At 52.2% G+C, this 16,702-nt stretch carries 21 protein-coding genes; 3 read left to right on the top strand and 18 right to left on the bottom strand.

Translation table 11 applies throughout. From position 1 onward, the window contains the following. The coding region (umuD, locus tag ACJ8PE_RS19715; RefSeq protein WP_442536850.1) for a translesion error-prone DNA polymerase V autoproteolytic subunit at positions 1–323 on the bottom strand (323 nt) is incomplete at its 3' end. Between the two features lie 449 nt (positions 324–772). Between umuD and ACJ8PE_RS19710 the strand changes: the two genes are divergently transcribed. From ACJ8PE_RS19710 to ACJ8PE_RS19700, 3 genes are read left to right on the top strand one after another with little or no spacing between them, the layout of a single operon-like run. Next, positions 773–1,129, top strand: coding sequence for a GtrA family protein (locus ACJ8PE_RS19710; protein ID WP_072271515.1), 357 nt, complete (start codon positions 773–775; stop codon positions 1,127–1,129). After that, positions 1,126–2,037, top strand: coding sequence for a glycosyltransferase family 2 protein (locus tag ACJ8PE_RS19705; RefSeq protein WP_060447306.1), 912 nt, complete (start codon positions 1,126–1,128; stop codon positions 2,035–2,037). The genes ACJ8PE_RS19710 and ACJ8PE_RS19705 overlap by 4 nt, the downstream gene beginning before the upstream one ends. Position 2,038: 1 nt before the next feature. Beyond that, positions 2,039–3,493 carry a glucosyltransferase domain-containing protein gene (locus tag ACJ8PE_RS19700; protein WP_242015918.1) on the top strand — a complete coding sequence of 485 codons (1,455 nt, stop codon included), beginning with the start codon at positions 2,039–2,041 and terminating at the stop codon, positions 3,491–3,493. 13 nt (positions 3,494–3,506) lie between these two features. On the opposite strand, the gene ACJ8PE_RS19695 is transcribed toward ACJ8PE_RS19700, so the two are convergent. The 17 genes from ACJ8PE_RS19695 to ACJ8PE_RS19615 all read right to left on the bottom strand — a co-directional run bounded on the left by ACJ8PE_RS19695 (position 3,507) and on the right by ACJ8PE_RS19615 (position 16,701). Further along, positions 3,507–4,064 (bottom strand): tail fiber assembly protein, encoded by a 558-nt coding sequence (locus ACJ8PE_RS19695; RefSeq protein ID WP_122004116.1) that lies wholly within the window; start codon positions 4,062–4,064, stop codon positions 3,507–3,509. Between the two features lie 2 nt (positions 4,065–4,066). Beyond that, a complete protein-coding gene (locus tag ACJ8PE_RS19690; protein WP_164120316.1) occupies positions 4,067–5,578 on the bottom strand; it encodes a hypothetical protein in 1,512 nt (503 codons plus the stop codon). A gap of 1 nt (position 5,579) precedes the next feature. Further along, positions 5,580–6,167, bottom strand: a complete 588-nt coding sequence (locus tag ACJ8PE_RS19685) for a DUF2612 domain-containing protein (protein WP_089191830.1) — start codon at positions 6,165–6,167, stop codon at positions 5,580–5,582. Between the two features lies 1 nt (position 6,168). Continuing rightward, complete coding sequence (locus ACJ8PE_RS19680) at positions 6,169–7,416, bottom strand: baseplate J/gp47 family protein (protein WP_195879964.1); 1,248 nt, start codon at positions 7,414–7,416, stop codon at positions 6,169–6,171. Further along, complete coding sequence (locus tag ACJ8PE_RS19675) at positions 7,413–7,769, bottom strand: hypothetical protein (RefSeq protein WP_038875867.1); 357 nt, start codon at positions 7,767–7,769, stop codon at positions 7,413–7,415. The genes ACJ8PE_RS19680 and ACJ8PE_RS19675 overlap by 4 nt, the downstream gene beginning before the upstream one ends. Positions 7,770–7,777: 8 nt before the next feature. Beyond that, entirely contained in the window at positions 7,778–8,455 is a 678-nt protein-coding gene (locus ACJ8PE_RS19670; protein ID WP_038875716.1) for a Gp138 family membrane-puncturing spike protein, read from the bottom strand. Position 8,456: 1 nt separating this feature from the next. Beyond that, on the bottom strand, positions 8,457–9,302 hold the full coding sequence (locus ACJ8PE_RS19665; protein WP_038875720.1) for a baseplate hub protein: 846 nt from the start codon (positions 9,300–9,302) through the stop codon (positions 8,457–8,459). Beyond that, complete coding sequence (locus ACJ8PE_RS19660) at positions 9,299–9,601, bottom strand: phage baseplate plug family protein (protein WP_182264660.1); 303 nt, start codon at positions 9,599–9,601, stop codon at positions 9,299–9,301. Before ACJ8PE_RS19660 ends, ACJ8PE_RS19665 begins: the two co-directional genes overlap by 4 nt. After that, positions 9,601–10,407, bottom strand: coding sequence for a phage baseplate protein (locus ACJ8PE_RS19655; protein WP_182264661.1), 807 nt, complete (start codon positions 10,405–10,407; stop codon positions 9,601–9,603). Before ACJ8PE_RS19655 ends, ACJ8PE_RS19660 begins: the two co-directional genes overlap by 1 nt. After that, the gene (locus ACJ8PE_RS19650) at positions 10,404–12,338 is read right to left on the bottom strand and encodes a transglycosylase SLT domain-containing protein (RefSeq protein WP_197832691.1); all 1,935 of its coding nucleotides are present in this window, start codon (positions 12,336–12,338) and stop codon (positions 10,404–10,406) included. The genes ACJ8PE_RS19655 and ACJ8PE_RS19650 overlap by 4 nt, the downstream gene beginning before the upstream one ends. 208 nt (positions 12,339–12,546) lie before the next feature. Beyond that, a complete protein-coding gene (locus ACJ8PE_RS19645) occupies positions 12,547–12,951 on the bottom strand; it encodes a hypothetical protein (RefSeq protein WP_049194151.1) in 405 nt (134 codons plus the stop codon). Then, positions 12,951–13,388: a phage tail fiber protein gene (locus tag ACJ8PE_RS19640; protein WP_038875737.1), complete on the bottom strand. Its 438-nt coding sequence runs from the start codon at positions 13,386–13,388 to the stop codon at positions 12,951–12,953. The genes ACJ8PE_RS19645 and ACJ8PE_RS19640 overlap by 1 nt, the downstream gene beginning before the upstream one ends. Continuing rightward, positions 13,388–14,872: a DUF3383 domain-containing protein gene (locus ACJ8PE_RS19635; RefSeq protein WP_060432106.1), complete on the bottom strand. Its 1,485-nt coding sequence runs from the start codon at positions 14,870–14,872 to the stop codon at positions 13,388–13,390. Before ACJ8PE_RS19635 ends, ACJ8PE_RS19640 begins: the two co-directional genes overlap by 1 nt. Then, positions 14,853–15,404: a phage neck terminator protein gene (locus tag ACJ8PE_RS19630; RefSeq protein ID WP_442536849.1), complete on the bottom strand. Its 552-nt coding sequence runs from the start codon at positions 15,402–15,404 to the stop codon at positions 14,853–14,855. The genes ACJ8PE_RS19635 and ACJ8PE_RS19630 overlap by 20 nt, the downstream gene beginning before the upstream one ends. After that, the gene (locus ACJ8PE_RS19625; RefSeq protein ID WP_049194153.1) at positions 15,389–15,754 is read right to left on the bottom strand and encodes a hypothetical protein; all 366 of its coding nucleotides are present in this window, start codon (positions 15,752–15,754) and stop codon (positions 15,389–15,391) included. Before ACJ8PE_RS19625 ends, ACJ8PE_RS19630 begins: the two co-directional genes overlap by 16 nt. Continuing rightward, the gene (locus tag ACJ8PE_RS19620) at positions 15,751–16,230 is read right to left on the bottom strand and encodes a hypothetical protein (RefSeq protein ID WP_060419448.1); all 480 of its coding nucleotides are present in this window, start codon (positions 16,228–16,230) and stop codon (positions 15,751–15,753) included. The genes ACJ8PE_RS19625 and ACJ8PE_RS19620 overlap by 4 nt, the downstream gene beginning before the upstream one ends. After that, positions 16,231–16,701, bottom strand: a complete 471-nt coding sequence (locus ACJ8PE_RS19615) for a DUF4054 domain-containing protein (RefSeq protein ID WP_038875751.1) — start codon at positions 16,699–16,701, stop codon at positions 16,231–16,233. Between the last annotated feature and the right edge of the window lies 1 nt (position 16,702).

The following is a 16,702-nucleotide window of genomic DNA, read 5'->3' as shown; positions in this document are numbered from 1 at the left end:
TCCAATTGCGCGCGAGGATGCAAACAGAGACGCTTCACGGTGAACTCGCCGGCTATGCTGGCAATAACAATATCTCCATGGGCCGGACTGATGCTGCGGTCAACAACAAGCATAGAGCCCTCAGTGATCCCTGCCTCAAGCATGGAATCACCTGTCGCATAGAGAAAATAGGTCGCATTGGGATGGCTGATGCAGTACTCGTTCAGATCGATGCGCGAACTGACGTAATCTGCTGCAGGACTGGGAAACCCCGCCGGCACCTTGTCGGCGAAAAGCGGGATTTTGAGCTTGGTTGGGTTTGGTGTTGGATAAAAGAAAGTCATAATGTTGCCTTGTTACTGTGTTTTTATACAGTATATGCGCAAGATTTTGACGGGGGAAAGTTCGGATTTTTGTTAGAAAGGTAGGATATTGATCGGTAAAGAAAGATAGTTTCGATGAATGGCCGAGTTCCCTCCAGGCTACAACTCACGATCGAAGTTCGACCTTCAGCGCGTTTTCGCATCCACAAGTAGAACACTGTGCTGATGTTTATCGCGACATTATCCCTTGCGATATCAGTCTGAGAGGAGCGCCAGAACCCAACTATCAGGTGGCGTGAGGCAACGCTGACGGACGGCGTGCTGGGAGTCATACGTTGTTACTACAGTACGTCACCATGCCCCAACGATAGTGATTGTGCTTACTTATCATCTTGATGGGCTAGAAAATTTTGCCATCAATATCATGCGATGGCAGAATATAGCAAACCAACATTTAAGAATTTTACGCATTGAATACTTTTATACGTTATGCATCTGTAGGGGTAATGAATACCCTGGCTCACTGGGCTGTTTTTGGGCTCATGCTCTTTAGCGGTTTCTCACAATCAGTTTCAAATGTTGTCGCTTTTGGCATCGCTGTAACCGTTTCGTTCTTTGCTAACGCCAAGTGGACGTTCAAGGCACAAGCTACAACTTACCGCTATATGGTGTATGTGTTGTTTATGGGAGGTATGGCATTCTCTGTCGGTTGGGCAGCAGATACGCTACATGCAAACCCAATTGTAACTCTCGTTACTTTTTCAGTGATCAGCCTAATCTGTGGCTTCATTTATTCTAAGTTAGTTGTCTTCAGGGAAGATAAATGAAAATTTCACTTGTAGTTCCCGTATTCAACGAGGAAGAAGCAATTCCTCTATTCTACCAATCTGTGCGTCAGTTTAAACCTTTTCAGCATATAGATGTAGAGATCGTTTTCGTCAACGATGGTAGCTCAGATAGAACGGAAGAAATACTGTCTTCCTTATCTAATGATGATCAAAATGTTAAATCGATAAATTTTTCCAGGAATTTCGGGAAAGAACCTGCATTATTTGCTGGTTTGGAAGCCGCTACCGGTGATGCTATTATCCCAATTGACGTTGACCTTCAAGATCCAATTGATGTTATCCCACTATTATTGAATAAGTGGCAAGATGGTGCAGACGTGGTGTTGGCTAAACGTATGGATAGGCAATGCGATGGCCGAATGAAGAGAAAAACAGCAGAATGGTTTTATCGAGTACACAATAAAATAAGTAAACCGGCCATAGAAGAGAATGTAGGTGATTTTAGGCTGATGACCAGGGAAGTGGTAGAAAGCATTAAATTACTTCCAGAGAGAAACCTATTTATGAAAGGTATCCTTAGCTGGGTTGGCGGAAATGTTGAAATTGTTGAATACTCTAGAGCCGAGCGAGTCGCAGGAACCAGCAAATTTAATGGCTGGAAGCTTTGGAATTTGGCAATAGAGGGAATTACAAGTTTTTCCACCTTCCCTCTTCGTGTTTGGGCTTACATTGGATTTTTTGTTGCTGCAATTTCCTTCATGTATGGCGCATGGATGATCATAGATAAGGTTATTTGGGGCAACCCGGTAGCTGGCTACCCTTCAATTATTGTTTCCATTCTTTTCCTTGGCGGTGTACAGCTTATAGGAATCGGAGTGCTTGGGGAATATATTGGTAGAATATACATTGAAACCAAACGTCGCCCACGCTATATAATAAAGAAGTGAGATGAGAATTAAAATGTTTTGTAAAATCGACAAAAAAGCACTGCTCCTTTACTCAGGGATTGCTCTTCTTTTTATTTATCCATTAATCCAAGCTGGTGTTTTTTATAGGGATGATCTAGATAGAGCCATAACTGGTCAGTATGGATGGAGAGGATTAGGTCGGCCTGTTGCAGATATTCTCATGAAAGTTTTATCCGCCAGTGGCCACTATAACCTTGATCTATACCCCTATACTATGATTGCTTCCTGCTTGTTTATCGGTGGGGCATCGCTTTTACTTAGCGATCATTTATCGAGGTTAGAAGTTCCTTCACACAAATTAGTTTCGGCTCTTCTAATTTTTAATCCATTCATGCTGCAAAATATCGCTTACAGATATGACTCTTTAGGCATGTCCATTGCTTTTTTCCTAGCGGTTATGGCTTATACCTATACAGCCAGTAATCCTACCAGACAAACTTTAGTAAAACTTTTCGCTGGCGTACTATCTTTAACCATATACCAACCATGCGCAAATGTATTTATTGGTTTACTTGCTGTAGACGTAATGATCGCAGCAGTAAAAAATGACTGTAAAGCCACTGACATTATAAGAAGAATACTTAAAAAAACAGCTTTATTCGTCTCTTTTTACATGGTTTACATGTTATTCTTTGCTGCAAAAAGTAATTCACGCGCAGAGATCATATCAGCTAATACTGAAGGGCTAGAGCATTTAGCCTCTACGCTTAGTTCATTAAAAAACATGGTGCTATCATATTTCTATGGCCCGGTTTATATTTATTTTTTGATTCCAGTTGTTGCTGGCTTGATTTTCATGTTGTTTGCAAATCGCCATAAGAAAAAATCAATATTATCATTCAGCCTTTATTTGGTTATTTCCCTAATTATATTTTTAGTTTCACTGATGGGGCCAACCATATTTCTTAAAGATGCTCCGGTATTCCCCAGGACTTTAGTTTCCTTCTCAGCGTGTCTTGTTTTAATATCGATTCCCATTGTTTATTTTTTACCAAAAATGAAATATTTATCACTAATTCCTGTTATTACAGCAATTGCATTCAGCGCACAATTAGGCAGTGCCATTAAATCACAGCGCGAGTATGAAGATTTTATTTTTAACATGATCAGTCGTGACTTGCTCACTCATAATGAAATTACCACCATCGGAACAGTTGGCCAGGTCAATATAAATGAAAGGGCTAAATTGTTAGTGGACAACAAACCATTAATAGGCTATTTCCTTAGCCCTGCATCTGAGTTTTTAGCCTCTTTTCAACTAATTAACAAAGGGTTCCCGCAGACTCTGCATGGTTATGGAGATGAACAAAACAATAAAAATGTGCTTTCTCGTATGATTAGCAGTGGGATTAAACCAATCTCAACTAATAAGGAATATTCTCTGTTCATTTCAGGTAATACAGCCATTGTATCATTGGGAACGGATAATAATTGACCTATTCAGCCCTCTACCATGAGGGCTTTATTTTTGGTTCCGGCCACACGATTTTTTCAAGATCTGTGTCATCGCTGATCTTCTCGATCTCGTTAACGTAGTCCATCCATACCCGCAATTTGGCTTTCTCTTCATCGGTAGCCATACCCAATAGCAACTTGCTATTGAGGGTTTGCGTAACGTGGTTAACACGTGCGATACGACGTTCTTTCTCCCCCTGTAACATCTTGCGTTTTTCAGCAGAGCTGTAGGTGCGCTTAATCACCCTTCCGTCACGATATACCCACGTCATATCGTTGCACGCTTCAGGTGGGGTTTCGCTAATCGCCACCTCTGCTACTGAGAAACCTGGAGGGAAAATTGCTGTGACGTCTTTTGATATACAGACGATAATGCCATTCTCGTCATACATGACCTTCAGCGTGTCTGGACTAAAATCCGCCTGACAGGCGTACCAGTCTCGCCCATTTTTATCTCTGGCGTAAAGAATATCAGGTCTATATGCTGGCTCATTCTCTTCGGTGGATTTAAAATCAGGCTTGTAAATAGCAAAGTTTTCAAATTTAACCATGATTAAGAAGTCCCTATATTTCGCCAAGAACCATTAATTAAAACTTGGACATATGAATAAGAAGCCCAAATAGATGGGTTATAGTTGGCCCCAGACATACCAGTAAACACGCAACCGTCAGGAGCTCTAACTTGCCCCCCAGTATCAGGCTGGTTAATTCGTCCAGTGAGCCTGACGTTTTGGACAAGATTTTGATAAGCCCAGTTTTGAGCGTTATTTTGCGCATTTGATATATTTTGATTCAGCCAGTTACTAAGATACCCACCCCAGATATTACCGGTAATATTACCGTCGACATGAAAAATAGCATTATTTGCATAAACTCCGCCTGGACAATAAAAGTTCCCGCCATTTGCGTCAAATCGCCAATTTACATCTGTATTATCGCCCTTTGCATGGATGCAGGCTTGTGCAAAGCTTGGCGTACCACTGAGCAAATATCCAAAACTCACTGCAGTTGGATAGCCTTGCCCTTGTCGAGTTGACACCCCTTTAACTATTGGCACATAAACACCGCCTGATGTTACAGGCCATTGCCAATTAGGCTGAAAGAATGGCGCCTGATTGTTCAACTGTTCGGAAAATGGCCCAGCTCCCCACGGAATTGCTCCTGGCGTTGTGGAAATAGCGGGGGAAAACAATTGTCCCGTCATAGTGTCGCCAGTCTTAGCAACAGCATTAATATCAGCAGCAGTAGGTTTAAACTTATCGGTATAAATTCTCGCCCAGGTAATCCCACCAGCCTCTGCTTGAGAAACACCAACATACGCAGCCATATTACCGCCAACAACAGCAACGTAGCCTGAGGACGGTGCGGCATCCATAGGCAAGCATACAACGCCAGCTGATACGTTCCCGGACACCGCTGGGGGCTTATTAGCTGCCGAGGCATTTACGCGGTAAAACTGCGCGATGTTACTGTAAGCGTCGCTTTTGGCTATTGGCCCGACACCCAAACCCGCCGTGCCCATTTCCATAACATTACCACTGCCAGTGCCGACGTTTTTTGTCGCAGCAGTACCGAGCTCAAGGTTTTTCCGGCCCTCCGCTTTATTTTGTAAATCCGCCAAGTTTTGTGACTTTTGAAGAAACAGCCCATTGGGATCCGCCAACAGATTTTTCCAGCCCGCTGCACTGGCGCCGTCCGGATCCGTGGTGTTTGAATCAACGGTATTCCACCAGATTTTCGAGCCGTCAGCGCTTAATACCGTCGCGCCTTTTGCATATCCGCCGATAGCCTGAGCAAAAGCGGAATCAAAGGTATACTGACCGCCGGCTTGAGAAAAACGAATTGCCGCAGTGATGTCGTTCAGCAGTCCGTTAAAATCCTTCCCGTGCGGCGGGATACCGCCGGCCGCGATCGCTGTCATTGTGAGTGGCGGAAAGCCAGAGTCATAGGCAGCTTTGCCCTTTTCCTTGGTTTCCTGCGTGGCGTTATTGGGGATCGTGTTTTTGTCAGCAGTACCGCTGGCGAACGGCACTACAATCTGACGCGGTTTATCTGTCAGTTTCATTTTATGCCTTCTGAATTATTGAAACGTTAATACCTGGCGGCGCCGGCAGTGCGCCGGAGGACTGCACGATAGCCAGCTCTGCGGTCGACAGTTCAAACTCGAACACATAGCTCATCTTCATTCCGCCATCGTTCTGGATATAGGCGCGCCCCCGATCGCCGAACATGTAACGCAACATCCGATTGATATTCGGTATTGAGCAATCGGTGATATTGCTCATGGCTTTCATCATGATCAGACGGCGATAGATCGGGTCCGCAAGTTCAATGGTCTGCGTTGTGCTCTCACCGCTATAGAACGGCGCCTGGTCAAATGGGCGGGGATCTGTCCGCGTTGGCGTATCCAGCCGCGCCTCACTGAACCCCAAATAATTAAAGTCGTCGTCGACCGTTAGCCGCCGGCTTACGTCCACAATTTTTCCCCACACATCGAGGCCATAGGTCTCTGCGGTTTCGATGTTCCAGATCAGATCGTAAAAATCATCGACGAACTTGTCGGGGGAAACGGCTTCGTTGAAGCTGCCGATCAGGGCGTTAAGGCGGGGGCTGGCGGCGTACTGTGCGAGCACAGTGGCGGCCACATTCTGCAATTTAGACCTCCTGCAGCTCTACGCTGATATTGTTCGGATCCAGCGTCGGAATTTCGTCGATACCAAACTGGAGGGATGAGGAAAAGGCGTTACCATCCCTGCTCAGCGCCAGGCTGAGAATATCGATGTTTGAAGGGTCAATGCTGTAAATGCCCGCATAAAATCGCCCGGCGGCCAGCGCAGCCGCTGCACGCGCGCGATTGCCCCCATCAGCGCCATTGAATGCCGCAATCACTTTATTCTTTACCTGATCGGTAATGTCCGATGGCAAATATTCGCTTTTTCTCAGGATAACCCTCACTGACACGCTCACCGGCTTCAACCCTTGCCAAGTGATCACATACTCCGGGTATGGCGGCTCATAGCCGTCGGTATCTGCAATCGTGTATGAGGAATCTCCGTTCATGTCGACACCGGGCGGCGCCTTGCGCCAGATAGCATCCGCGATATCCTCAGCCTTTCCGCCATATACGCCAACGTAGAACGAGTTTTTCTTCAATGTATATTTGGATGGGCCGACTTGTCTGTCTACCGGGGTCGGGTTATGCGTAACGTATACGTCCACTACGTTGGGAACTTTTGCGAGGATCTCGCCGCGGATCGCGTTCAATGTATTCCGGGCATTGTTGGCAACGGAATTGCGTCGGCGGTGCTCAAAGTCGGCTCTGCTCTCCTCATTGTTGCCCGGCACCCCGGCGGCGCGGTTGGTCACACCTGACCAGCCAGGGATCGCTTTGTAGACCTTGCTGAGCGCACCAATGGGGCAACCGATCGGGCCTGTCGTGAGGTTCTGGAAAACCACATCCACGCTACCGGCGGCGCCGATCGTTGCATCGGAAAGGCTGGCGTAGAGATACCCTGCTTCATCCTGTGCCAGGCTTCCAGCAGGGATCAGCGTATCCACCAGCCCTGAGCACGTCCCGGTTACTGTCGTGCCGGTGGCACCGATGCGGTCGAGGAAATAAACCCGGCCAATCGCATCCTGAAACCTGCCGCTGCTGTAGTCCGCGTTCACCTGGTTCGCGATCGCCAGCAACTGATCGTTCTTATCGGCGATGATGGCCGAATCGCTCATCGCCAGCTGCCCCTGTGGGCTTGTCAGACTGGTCCCCATCGAGCTCCCCAGCGCGGTGGAGAAATCGGTTAACCGGCCGTTTAGTATGTCCACCTCATCCGGCACCAGCAGCCCCGTTTTTGAAAACGTAACCGCCGGTACCGCAGTTGTGTAATTGGTGTTTTCATCCGTCATAACAGCACCGTGTAATCGTTGAAATTGGTATCGGTGATCGTCATTACGCCACCAATGCGGCGATCGCCATCAGAGACTGCCGTACACAGCGCGCTGGAGACCGTCGGCAGTTTCATCGCCTCCTGCTGCATTTTGGTGTTAATCAGCTGCGTGCCGGGCCAATGGCCGAGGATCCGCGGGTAATAAGGAATTCCGAGCGTGTTGTCATACCAACACTCGCCAAGGAAAGTGCTGCAGGCGCACGCCACATCCTGCGCCACCGCATAAGGATTGTCCGTGACCGCCAGGTTGCCTTTGTCGTCCAGCATCAGATCCCAGGTATTCGTATCGAGAAGAAGTGAGCGAGTTTGCATCATGCCCCCTATTGCGGTTTATTCGTCTGCGCGCTGCCTGATTGCACGCCACCATGCACGTGGTCACCAAACTCGATGCCACTAATCGTGGCGCCGGCGGACAGTTCCGCTTTGCCTTTGGCTGTAAACTTCTGGCTCACCTCGGTCGCGCCGTTCAGTGCGATTTCCGGCGAGTTAACGGCAAAGCGCTTCGATGCATTGGTTTCAACATCCGGCGCATTCAGCGTAATTTTCCAGGGTGAAGTTACATTGATCTGCTGATCGGCAAACTCGACAAATTGCACCGGGTCGCCATTCAGCACACCACCCAGATAGATCGCATCTGACAGGCTGTGCGTGCGCCTTGAACCGGGCATCGCGGGCTGGCGCGTGGCTTTAACCCCGCTGATATCCCGATCGCAAATCGCTATGAACCCAATATCACCGGCTTTCGGTGGCATAATCACCGCACTTTGGCCACCCTGTAGACGCCATACCGGCACGTTGTAAATCACCTCATGCGGGATAGGTGAGCCGTCGCCAGCGACGGCCATCACCATAGGGCGAATGTCCACGTGCTCCCCATTGGCATTGATCACCCTACACAACGTGATAAACGCATGACGCCCCAGAAACTGGCGCATAACGAAGTCCTGCGCGTTGATATCACCATTCAGATCGGAGCCGTTTACATGAAAATTCTCCATATCAGCCCCCGGGTTGCCGCAACAATTCGCAGGATGTTGAACATTGACCGCCCTCAATCCATGAGGTTAACGTGTGCATTGCACCGAGCACCGCATAGCGGCCGCTGGCGTTCGGGAGTGAGGTCACCAACGACAATTTGCGACCAATAAAAATATCAGGACAGAACAGACATGAAATGCTCAGCCCAACATTGGTAAAAATGGGATATCCGATTAATCCGTGGTCGGGAGAAACGAACAATGCCGGCTCTTTTCGGGAGACTCCCTTTGGCCAGATCGTCACCTTCTCCACGTTGATATCGATCTCGGCATCAACAGCCCGTGCCGCCTCGATCATCTGCTGCGTGATATCTCCCTGGAAATACGGATCGGGCAGCGTGCGTTTAACGCCCTGATTCTCATATTTCAGCCCCACTGATGATGCCATTGGCATCAAAATGTCATCGATCGAGACGGGGCCTTTCGCGCTGAATGGCGACACCTTTTTCGCCCGCAGATAAAACATCATGTTCGCCGTAATAATCAGCGGCACATCCGGAGCCTGGTTGTAATCCGCATATGCATCGCTGATAAACCCTTCGAAAATCAGACGGTCAGCAGCCCATACGCGGATCCGATTAGGCTTGGCCCCATCAATCCAAATCCCTTTGTAGCTCAGCGCCGCCATCTGCTGGGCCACGAGCCCCCACAGATAAAGGGTAATTTGCGTGCCGGCAATCCCGCCATACGCCGCCAGGCTTATATAGCAGCGCGCATTCTTGACGGTAAGCACGTTACCCCGATCGTCAAACGTTCGCCCCTCTGCCAGGGTAAACTCCACCCTGATATCCCGTTGTTGATAGCTCACGGCATTTCCTCCGGCGCAAGGTAGTAAAGTTTGAAACGCTCACCCAGGCCGGACCATTCAGGATCCGCGTTTCCCGCCAGGTCAGCGAAAAATAATTCGCCGGCGAATGGCAGATAGACGTAACGCACGATCTTGTTGCCGTTCAGGCACAACACCCCCTGCAGGCAGGGAGTGCCGTTAACGGTCAGATCGATATATAGCCCCGTGGTACGCTGTGCCAGACGAATTTCACAGGCCTGATTATTCAGGGAGACGGTGAATCGTTGAGACTTGAGGGGCTTGAGTACAATTTCCAGCATCAGGTTAAACTCCGCGCCAATTGCTTAACCGCCGCATCCAACTTTTGCGTCGCGCTGACGGTGACCTCTCCGAGAGGTTTGGTCACATCCTCGACCGCTGACGAAACCTTATCGGCAATGTTCCCAACCAATTCCGACGCCGAGCGCTGCACGCCGGAGATCGCTTTCTTCACATCAGAAAGGGTGGAACCACTCGTTGAAGAGGTAACGAGCTCCGTTTTGGCGCTCGCTCCCTGGGTGATTTGATTATTGGTAGTGTCGGCCTGCGATGTCTCGCTGCTGACGGTCACCTCGGCCACGTCCTGCACGTCCTGAAAAACCGCCGTTACCGTAAGCAACGTCGGGCCGCCGTCGCTTCGGATCCGATAATCGTATTTGGTCAGGTCATAGGACGAATAGGTTTTGTCGGGGGTTTCGATGTCATAAACCTCCGCCGTTGTGCGCATCGTCTCCAGGGTGGCCAGCACGTCCGAGCGGGATGTCAGCGTGAGATTGGTCAGGTTCGGAAGCCCGCCTGAAAACCCTGTCCAGCCTTCCACGGTAAACGTAATGTGTAATTCTGCCGGCCGCTGCACCTTGTTGAATGAGGTGTAACCACCTCGCTCGATCGGCGCCGTGGTGATCGACGCTTCGCCCCCCACTTCGATAACGACAAATGACGTTGGCGAAAAGGGCTTCGTGCCGACACTGGCGCCGGAGGCATAATAAACTCCGTATCCCGGTGCCAACACGCTGTTAACGACAGACAGCAGGCCACCGCCCCGCACAGCATTCAGTACAGTGGCCTGATTCAGGGAAAACCTCATGTCGACACTCCCGATGCATACGCGCCCACAAAGCTGGAGCGATTAATTTTTTGCCTTGCGTCGTCGATGATCCCTTTCGTGCTGTCCGCCGGCGAATTCACCTGCAGAGTGCCGATATGGGTTGTTTCGGTGATCGTGGATTGCGAACCGCCGACCGGCTGGCGCGCCTGCGCCGCCATGCCTGCGCCCGGCTGAGGCAAATTCGACAACACCTTCGGCACGTATTCCCGCGTTTCCTGCGGGGCCGCGCCGAGCCCTTTGCGCTCAACATTACCCTGGCCCCAGTTATACGCCGCCAGCGCCTTACCCAGATCACCATCGAACATTTTCAGCAGCTGCGACATGTAGCGCGCTGCGGCATAGGCTGATTTCTCCGGATCAAAAACGTCATCGCCGACCAGCCCAAAGTCCTTCGCCGTGCCTGGCATGAACTGAAACGGCCCTTTGGCGCCCGCTTTCGATATAGCCTGAGTATCGCCGCCTGACTCCGTGATCACCATGCTGCGCAGCAGCCCGGCAGGGAGCCCGAACGTTTCCTCCAGCTTGCTGAGTTTCGGCTGCAGCCACGCCAGCATTTCCTCACCGGCCTTTGTTGGCTGTGGCCGGCGTACAGATTGAGCAAACTGCGTCGGAGCCTGGTCTTGCCCGTAACCATCACCACGCGGAAGATTGATCCCGAATGTATCCTTAACCCAATCGTGAGCGGATTTTCCCCACCCCTCTACCTTGTCACTGAATGGCAGATTGTTCAGGGCATCCGCAACGGGGTTATTTTTCAGCGCAGGGTATTTTTCCTCGAGGGGTTTAATGACAAACTCCTCAAGCGCCACCAGAGCTGCAATAAGGCCGGCAGGCCCCATCAGCGCCCCGCTGAGCCCTTTAAACAGGGAAAGCAGCTTGCCACCCACCGATGCGCTAACCAGCAGCAGAATGGCGTTCTGCCAGCCTCCTACCGCATTGGCGGCTTCACCGGCGATACCGACAATGCTCGACAGAACATCGAACACGCCCTGCACTGCGGCTTTGATTTCATCCGGGTGCTGTGCCATCCAGCTCGCCAGATCGTTCAGCCACGCGTTGAACTGTTTGATGTAAGGCAGCAGCGCGTTAAAGAGGATGTATCCCGTTTTCTCAAAGGCCTGGCTGATCTCTGCCCACTGCTGGCGAAACTTTCGCGCCGCCGCGATTGACTGATCGTCAACGCCTGAGTGCGCTGTAAATCGGTCAACATCGCGCAACGCATGGCCAGAGCCGAACCATTGCTGCGCGGCGTAGCCATACCCCAGCTCACTGCCATAGGCCTGCTGCTGATCCTTATTCAGGTTTGGAAACGCGGCTGCCAATTTGCGGACAATATCTTCAGTCCCATCCCGGCCCAGATCGATATTGGCGCCCGCCTGGTTGGCGGCCAGTAGCAGGCTTTGAAGTTGTGGATCCAGCCCAAGGCCAGATTTTAAGCGTGCCTTTGCATCGTTGATGCGGGAGAACGCGCCAACAATCTCATTGGCACTGACACCGAACGCCTCGCCCGCCTTGGTCCAGCCATCCAGCGATTTGGCCGACATGCCAAAAGCATCGGCCGCCGTCGCCAACTGGTTCAGGTTACTGGTGAACCCGGTAACAAAGCTTTTGAGGCCGCCCAGCGACAACGTGACGCCGGCCAGCGCCAGCACCTGGGCGCGAATACTGGAAAAGAACGACGCCGCCTTTTTGCCGCTGGCTTCCATGTCTTTGGCGGTTTTGTCGGCTTTTTTCCCGGTTTTATCCAGCGCCTCGCTGCTTTTCTTCTCGCCGGTGTCGAACGCCTGCGCAACGTTCTCCATGACCGCTGTCAGGCGGTCAAGCCCTGCCACTACCGCCTGCTCGCCAGCGCTGAAGTTTTTGTCGTCAATACCCAGGGCGAGGACGAGCTCGTCAAGTACCATTGCCACTATTTCCCCTCCTGCATTACGCGTGCGTTATGGGCGTCCACCTGGATGATTTCCAACAAATCCCACAAGTCCTGCACACCAAGCACCGCATCCAGCTCGGCCTTGGAGGCTTTGCCGGCGGAAATCACGGTAGCGATGGTGTGCGGAACGTTGGTGTAATCGACAAGCCCAAACGGCCTGTCAGGATTGGCAAAACGAGGCGGTATATCTAGCGGCCGGCGGTAGCGAAAAAATCCACGTGCAGTTTGAACACCTCCGCGCGCAGGTTAAGGCGTGTGGCCACTTCATCGATATCGGCTTCAATCAAAGGGCGAACCACGGTTTTATCCGCTGGATTCGGCACGGCCTGAACACAGGTCATCAACTCATCAAGCAGCGGCTTGGCCTCATCCGGGGGGATCTTCGAAATCGCCTTTAAGCCCTCAACAGCCATCGCCGCGATCCCCATGCTGCGTAAATTATCGGGGATCTCGACGCCGCCGCGCCCCATCGCCATGAGCGCCCGCAAAGCCCACCATTCAGCCTGTGAAGCCGACATTTCCTTGATATAGAAAACCTTGCCCTGATCGCGCCCGGCGGCGTCGATAGTGATAAACGTCTCTTTACGTGCCATCAGTTAAACGCCTCCGGAGTGATGGATTCCCATTCGATGATCGCCTGGCTGGCCTGCAGAATGCGGCCGGCATCCGGTAGCGCCTTCCACTGCTTCAGCACGCCGTTCACGCATTTATATTTGCGCTTGAGCGCCGGCAAGATAACCGTTGCATTGCAGCGGAACACCGCCACGCTGGCGCGCGATGTGGTAGCCCAGGTATCGAACACGTCCCGACTTTCCGAATCCGGCATAATGTAGATCGTCTGGTTGATGTTGCCGTAAATGAAGCCGGCCGATAACTTGCCGTCGGCGCCGCGCACCGTTTCCGCCAGGCTCAGCGCGTCGGTCCCGTAGATATTATCCGCAGCGAAGCCCTGCAGCTGCACACCTGACGGGTACAGGTTCATTACCGACAGCGTAATGATGGCGTCGGCAGAAGTGATGGTGTTGGACATTATTGAACCTCCGTCGATGCAATATTCAATTTCTGGATGCTGCCGCCGTCGCTGTACCACAACGCGCAGTTCGGGCTGGTGCGACCTGGTCGAAGGGCCGGCAGCATTTCACCGACATAGAGGTAGTACCCCGTCGCGAAAATTGTCGCCGACACGTCTTCCCCTACTGCGTTGCTGATCTCCAGTTTTTGCGCCGCGGACAGTGTCACCCCGGCACGAATGCCGCCCCATGCTTTAAACTGCTCGATCACATCGGTCATCGAGGTTGCAACCAGCGCGCGCCCGGCGTTGTTGTAAGGGATCGTCTTGTTGGATTTGAACAGCGCCAGCACCGCGCCCTGCAGGTTGGCGTTCAGCCAAATTTGCCCAGCGAAGCTGTCCAGCCATTTGAAATCGCCGGTGATCGAGCCATCTGCCCAATAATCCTCGACGATGTTATTGGCGGCGTACTTGCCGTAGAAGTTATAGCCATTGGCGATCAGCACGTCGTACTCATCCCCGCTGGTCACATCGGCCGCCAGCCCGTTGTATTCGCGGAATTTGAACGGCACGCGCCCTTCTGTGCGGGTAAAGTCCAGCGCAGCGGCATATCCCAATACGGATGCAGGTTTTTTCACGTCAGTGCAGAACACCGGCACGACACTCCCGTAATTATTCACGGTGATGATCTTGTACGCGATGTGATCCTGATTGCCCGTAATTCGGGCTTTTTCGTTGGTGGTCCACGCCACATAGAAAAAGCGCTCCTCCTGCGCGCTGGCCCATGCGGACAACGCCAGGTGTTCATCATCCTTGCACTCGAAAACGGTCGAGAATGAAGCCCATTGCTGCGACTTGGCGATGATTGCCGTGAACAGCGCGGGAACCACTGCCGCCGGCGCCCCCTGGGAGATCTTGGCGCCGAGATCGCTGGTCATCTTCATGGGTGCCGCTGCGGTACCGGTCGCATACGCGATGGTCGTCGCTTCCGGCTTGGCGCCTGCAGCAGTGATGATGAAGGCATTGTGCGTGGTGTCATATACCACCGTCGCCACGGCGGCCGTCAATGAGGTTTGCAACGCGGCGGCCGCCTCCGCAAAACTGGTTACCGCGCTGAAATTGACTTCCGCACTGGCATTCTTCCCGCTGATGCTGATCGTGAGCGTACCGGAGATTTTTTTCAGCTCCTCGACCGTCACCCCTTTAAACGATCCGCTGCGCAACCATGCGGCCGCCGGCGCGCGGTTGAATCGGGCGAACAGCAACGCCCCCGGAGATTTTGTCGCGTTGTTGTAGCCCTGAAAATACATGGATGCCATAACGTATTCGTCAGAGTCACCACCGAAATAATCGGCCACGCTCGAGGGTGACGAAAACGAAGGGACGTCGCCGATCGGTACGTAAGGGCTGTCGGTTAAAAGCAGGCCGTTGAGGTCGACCGCATTACCCACGGCGGATAGCACGCCCGGTTTGATTTTTACGTCTTTACTGATTGGAATTGCCATCGATGGACTCCGTTGTGGTCGTTTTGATGGTCACGTTGTCGAAGAACGCCAGAGGCGCACTGACCACCGGTTTGATTTGCGCGATGAATTCCAGCGTCCAGCGCGGTTCGTATTGCCACTCGCCGTTAATCATCGTGGTCTGACGGGGATCGCTACAGTAGAGCGGCGTTAAGACGCCCCCGGAGCAGCGAAAAGCGGAGGTGCCAAACTCCGAGCGGATCAGCGTGGCGAACATCAGGGAATTTCGCTCCGCGCTGTCGCCAAAGAAATCAAGCTGACATTCCCAGCGCGTGGTGCGCGTGATGTGTTGCGTACCCATTCCGGCCGCCGGTGGCGGCGTGTACTTCACCACCGCCGTAGACAAACCGGCGGAATTCAGCGAAGTCATCGCGATAAATTCGCCCTGTGGCATCGGCACCCCGTTTTGCTGAGTGCGCACGATCTGCGCATCAACAAAAAGCCCCTGGAGAAAATCGCCAAGGGCTTTATAGAGATCGCTTTCAGTGATCGAGAGCGTTACGTTTGCAGACATGCAACAACCCTCGTCCAATCCGGCCAGTTCTCCGGCACCGCCACCACAAGCCACGTTTCCCCCGCGATGACGAATTTGTCACCGCCGACCTGCTTCGGTCGGCTCACACCGCACCAGTTCCCGTTCGTATAGATGGACGTGAACACCCCCTGAATATTCAGGTTGTCCAGGTGGCGGATATCGCCCTGGGTAACAGCCTGTTTTTGTACCATCATCGGAATAGGCGCGTCATAGGCCGGCGCCCGGGAATAATCCTCACGTTTTTCGGCACCGAGCGATCGATAAATCTGCGCCTCAACGAAGGGATTAACTGCGCCGACGGCGCGCGAAACAATACCGTGCAAATTCACTCATCACCTCCATCAACGGCATAGTCGACGCTGTTCTGCATGTGGCCAGTGTCGACCAGCGGCTTATCGAACCCTTTGCGCTTAATGGTCGATTCCGCCAACGGCGGAGAATTGAGCTCCCGGATAGAATCCTGCAGCTGGCTTTTTATCCGCTCCCCCATCAATCCAAGCGCTAACCGCGCGTCATAATTTGATGAACGGATAAGCTGCGAAAACTCACCGGGCCACTGCGTACTGTTGGCTGAAATCATGTTGCGGAAAAAAGGCCGCGGCAGCTGAAAATAGGACTCCCCGGCCTTGGTCATCACCATTTTTCCGAACTCGTTCGCGGCGGCCACCAGCGCAACCGGGGTCCCGTCCTCATAGGTCGCATCGGCCAAAAAACCCACCTTGAGGCTCTTGCCCGAAGACAGCCCTTCGGCAATTTGCGCCAGGCGCGCTTTAAACGCGGCACCGCCGCGAACACTGGCACCCATTTAGCGCCCCCGCCTGACCGGCCGATAGTAGTGATCTGGATAGCGAGATGGCGATGAGCCCGGGTGATAAACCATCGTCCTGTAGGGCGCGGTCGCTTGCCAATAATCCGCGCCATAGGGAGTCTGTAGATACCACCATGACTGATCGTTACTGCCGGCGCTGTCCACCGATACAGAAACCGATCCCTCTGAGGCACTGGTAATGCGGCCAACAAGGCCGCTTCCCTGACCGCCCGACTGTCCTGAACCAAATCCGCGCAACGCACAGAGATGAGCAACAAGCAGGAAAAATAACTGCTCACGCTCTTTCAGATCCTGCACTTTGCTTTCATCGGTATTATCGAGGTAGAGGGTCGAGGCCTGATTGAACAGCGCCTCGAGCAGGTCATCACTTGGCGCCGATCCGCATCCCGTTGCAAACGCCGGGTAAAGCGCCCGAAATGCCTTGATGTTGAAAACCACGGCGCCCATG

The sequence above is a fragment of the Serratia sp. CY74737 genome (genome assembly GCF_052166775.1).
Taxonomy (GTDB): Bacteria; Pseudomonadota; Gammaproteobacteria; order Enterobacterales; family Enterobacteriaceae; genus Serratia; species Serratia ureilytica.
Note: the sequence above shows the minus strand (reverse complement) of the source record. Positions and strands in the feature narration are given on the sequence as shown.

What these genes read in the sequence shown, in the direction of transcription:
- ACJ8PE_RS19705 (WP_060447306.1), top strand. Translation starts at nt 1,126, where the DNA reads ATGAAAATTTCACTTGTAGTTCCCGTATTCAACGAGGAAGAAGCAATT.
- ACJ8PE_RS19700 (WP_242015918.1), top strand. Translation starts at nt 2,039, where the DNA reads ATGAGAATTAAAATGTTTTGTAAAATCGACAAAAAAGCACTGCTCCTT.
- ACJ8PE_RS19695 (WP_122004116.1), bottom strand. Translation starts at nt 4,064, where the DNA reads ATGGTTAAATTTGAAAACTTTGCTATTTACAAGCCTGATTTTAAATCC.
- ACJ8PE_RS19690 (WP_164120316.1), bottom strand. Translation starts at nt 5,578, where the DNA reads ATGAAACTGACAGATAAACCGCGTCAGATTGTAGTGCCGTTCGCCAGC.
- ACJ8PE_RS19680 (WP_195879964.1), bottom strand. Translation starts at nt 7,416, where the DNA reads ATGACGGATGAAAACACCAATTACACAACTGCGGTACCGGCGGTTACG.
- ACJ8PE_RS19675 (WP_038875867.1), bottom strand. Translation starts at nt 7,769, where the DNA reads ATGCAAACTCGCTCACTTCTTCTCGATACGAATACCTGGGATCTGATG.
- ACJ8PE_RS19670 (WP_038875716.1), bottom strand. Translation starts at nt 8,455, where the DNA reads ATGGAGAATTTTCATGTAAACGGCTCCGATCTGAATGGTGATATCAAC.
- ACJ8PE_RS19660 (WP_182264660.1), bottom strand. Translation starts at nt 9,601, where the DNA reads ATGCTGGAAATTGTACTCAAGCCCCTCAAGTCTCAACGATTCACCGTC.
- ACJ8PE_RS19655 (WP_182264661.1), bottom strand. Translation starts at nt 10,407, where the DNA reads ATGAGGTTTTCCCTGAATCAGGCCACTGTACTGAATGCTGTGCGGGGC.
- ACJ8PE_RS19645 (WP_049194151.1), bottom strand. Translation starts at nt 12,951, where the DNA reads ATGGCACGTAAAGAGACGTTTATCACTATCGACGCCGCCGGGCGCGAT.
- ACJ8PE_RS19640 (WP_038875737.1), bottom strand. Translation starts at nt 13,388, where the DNA reads ATGTCCAACACCATCACTTCTGCCGACGCCATCATTACGCTGTCGGTA.
- ACJ8PE_RS19635 (WP_060432106.1), bottom strand. Translation starts at nt 14,872, where the DNA reads ATGGCAATTCCAATCAGTAAAGACGTAAAAATCAAACCGGGCGTGCTA.
- ACJ8PE_RS19630 (WP_442536849.1), bottom strand. Translation starts at nt 15,404, where the DNA reads ATGTCTGCAAACGTAACGCTCTCGATCACTGAAAGCGATCTCTATAAA.
- ACJ8PE_RS19620 (WP_060419448.1), bottom strand. Translation starts at nt 16,230, where the DNA reads ATGGGTGCCAGTGTTCGCGGCGGTGCCGCGTTTAAAGCGCGCCTGGCG.
- ACJ8PE_RS19615 (WP_038875751.1), bottom strand. Translation starts at nt 16,701, where the DNA reads ATGGGCGCCGTGGTTTTCAACATCAAGGCATTTCGGGCGCTTTACCCG.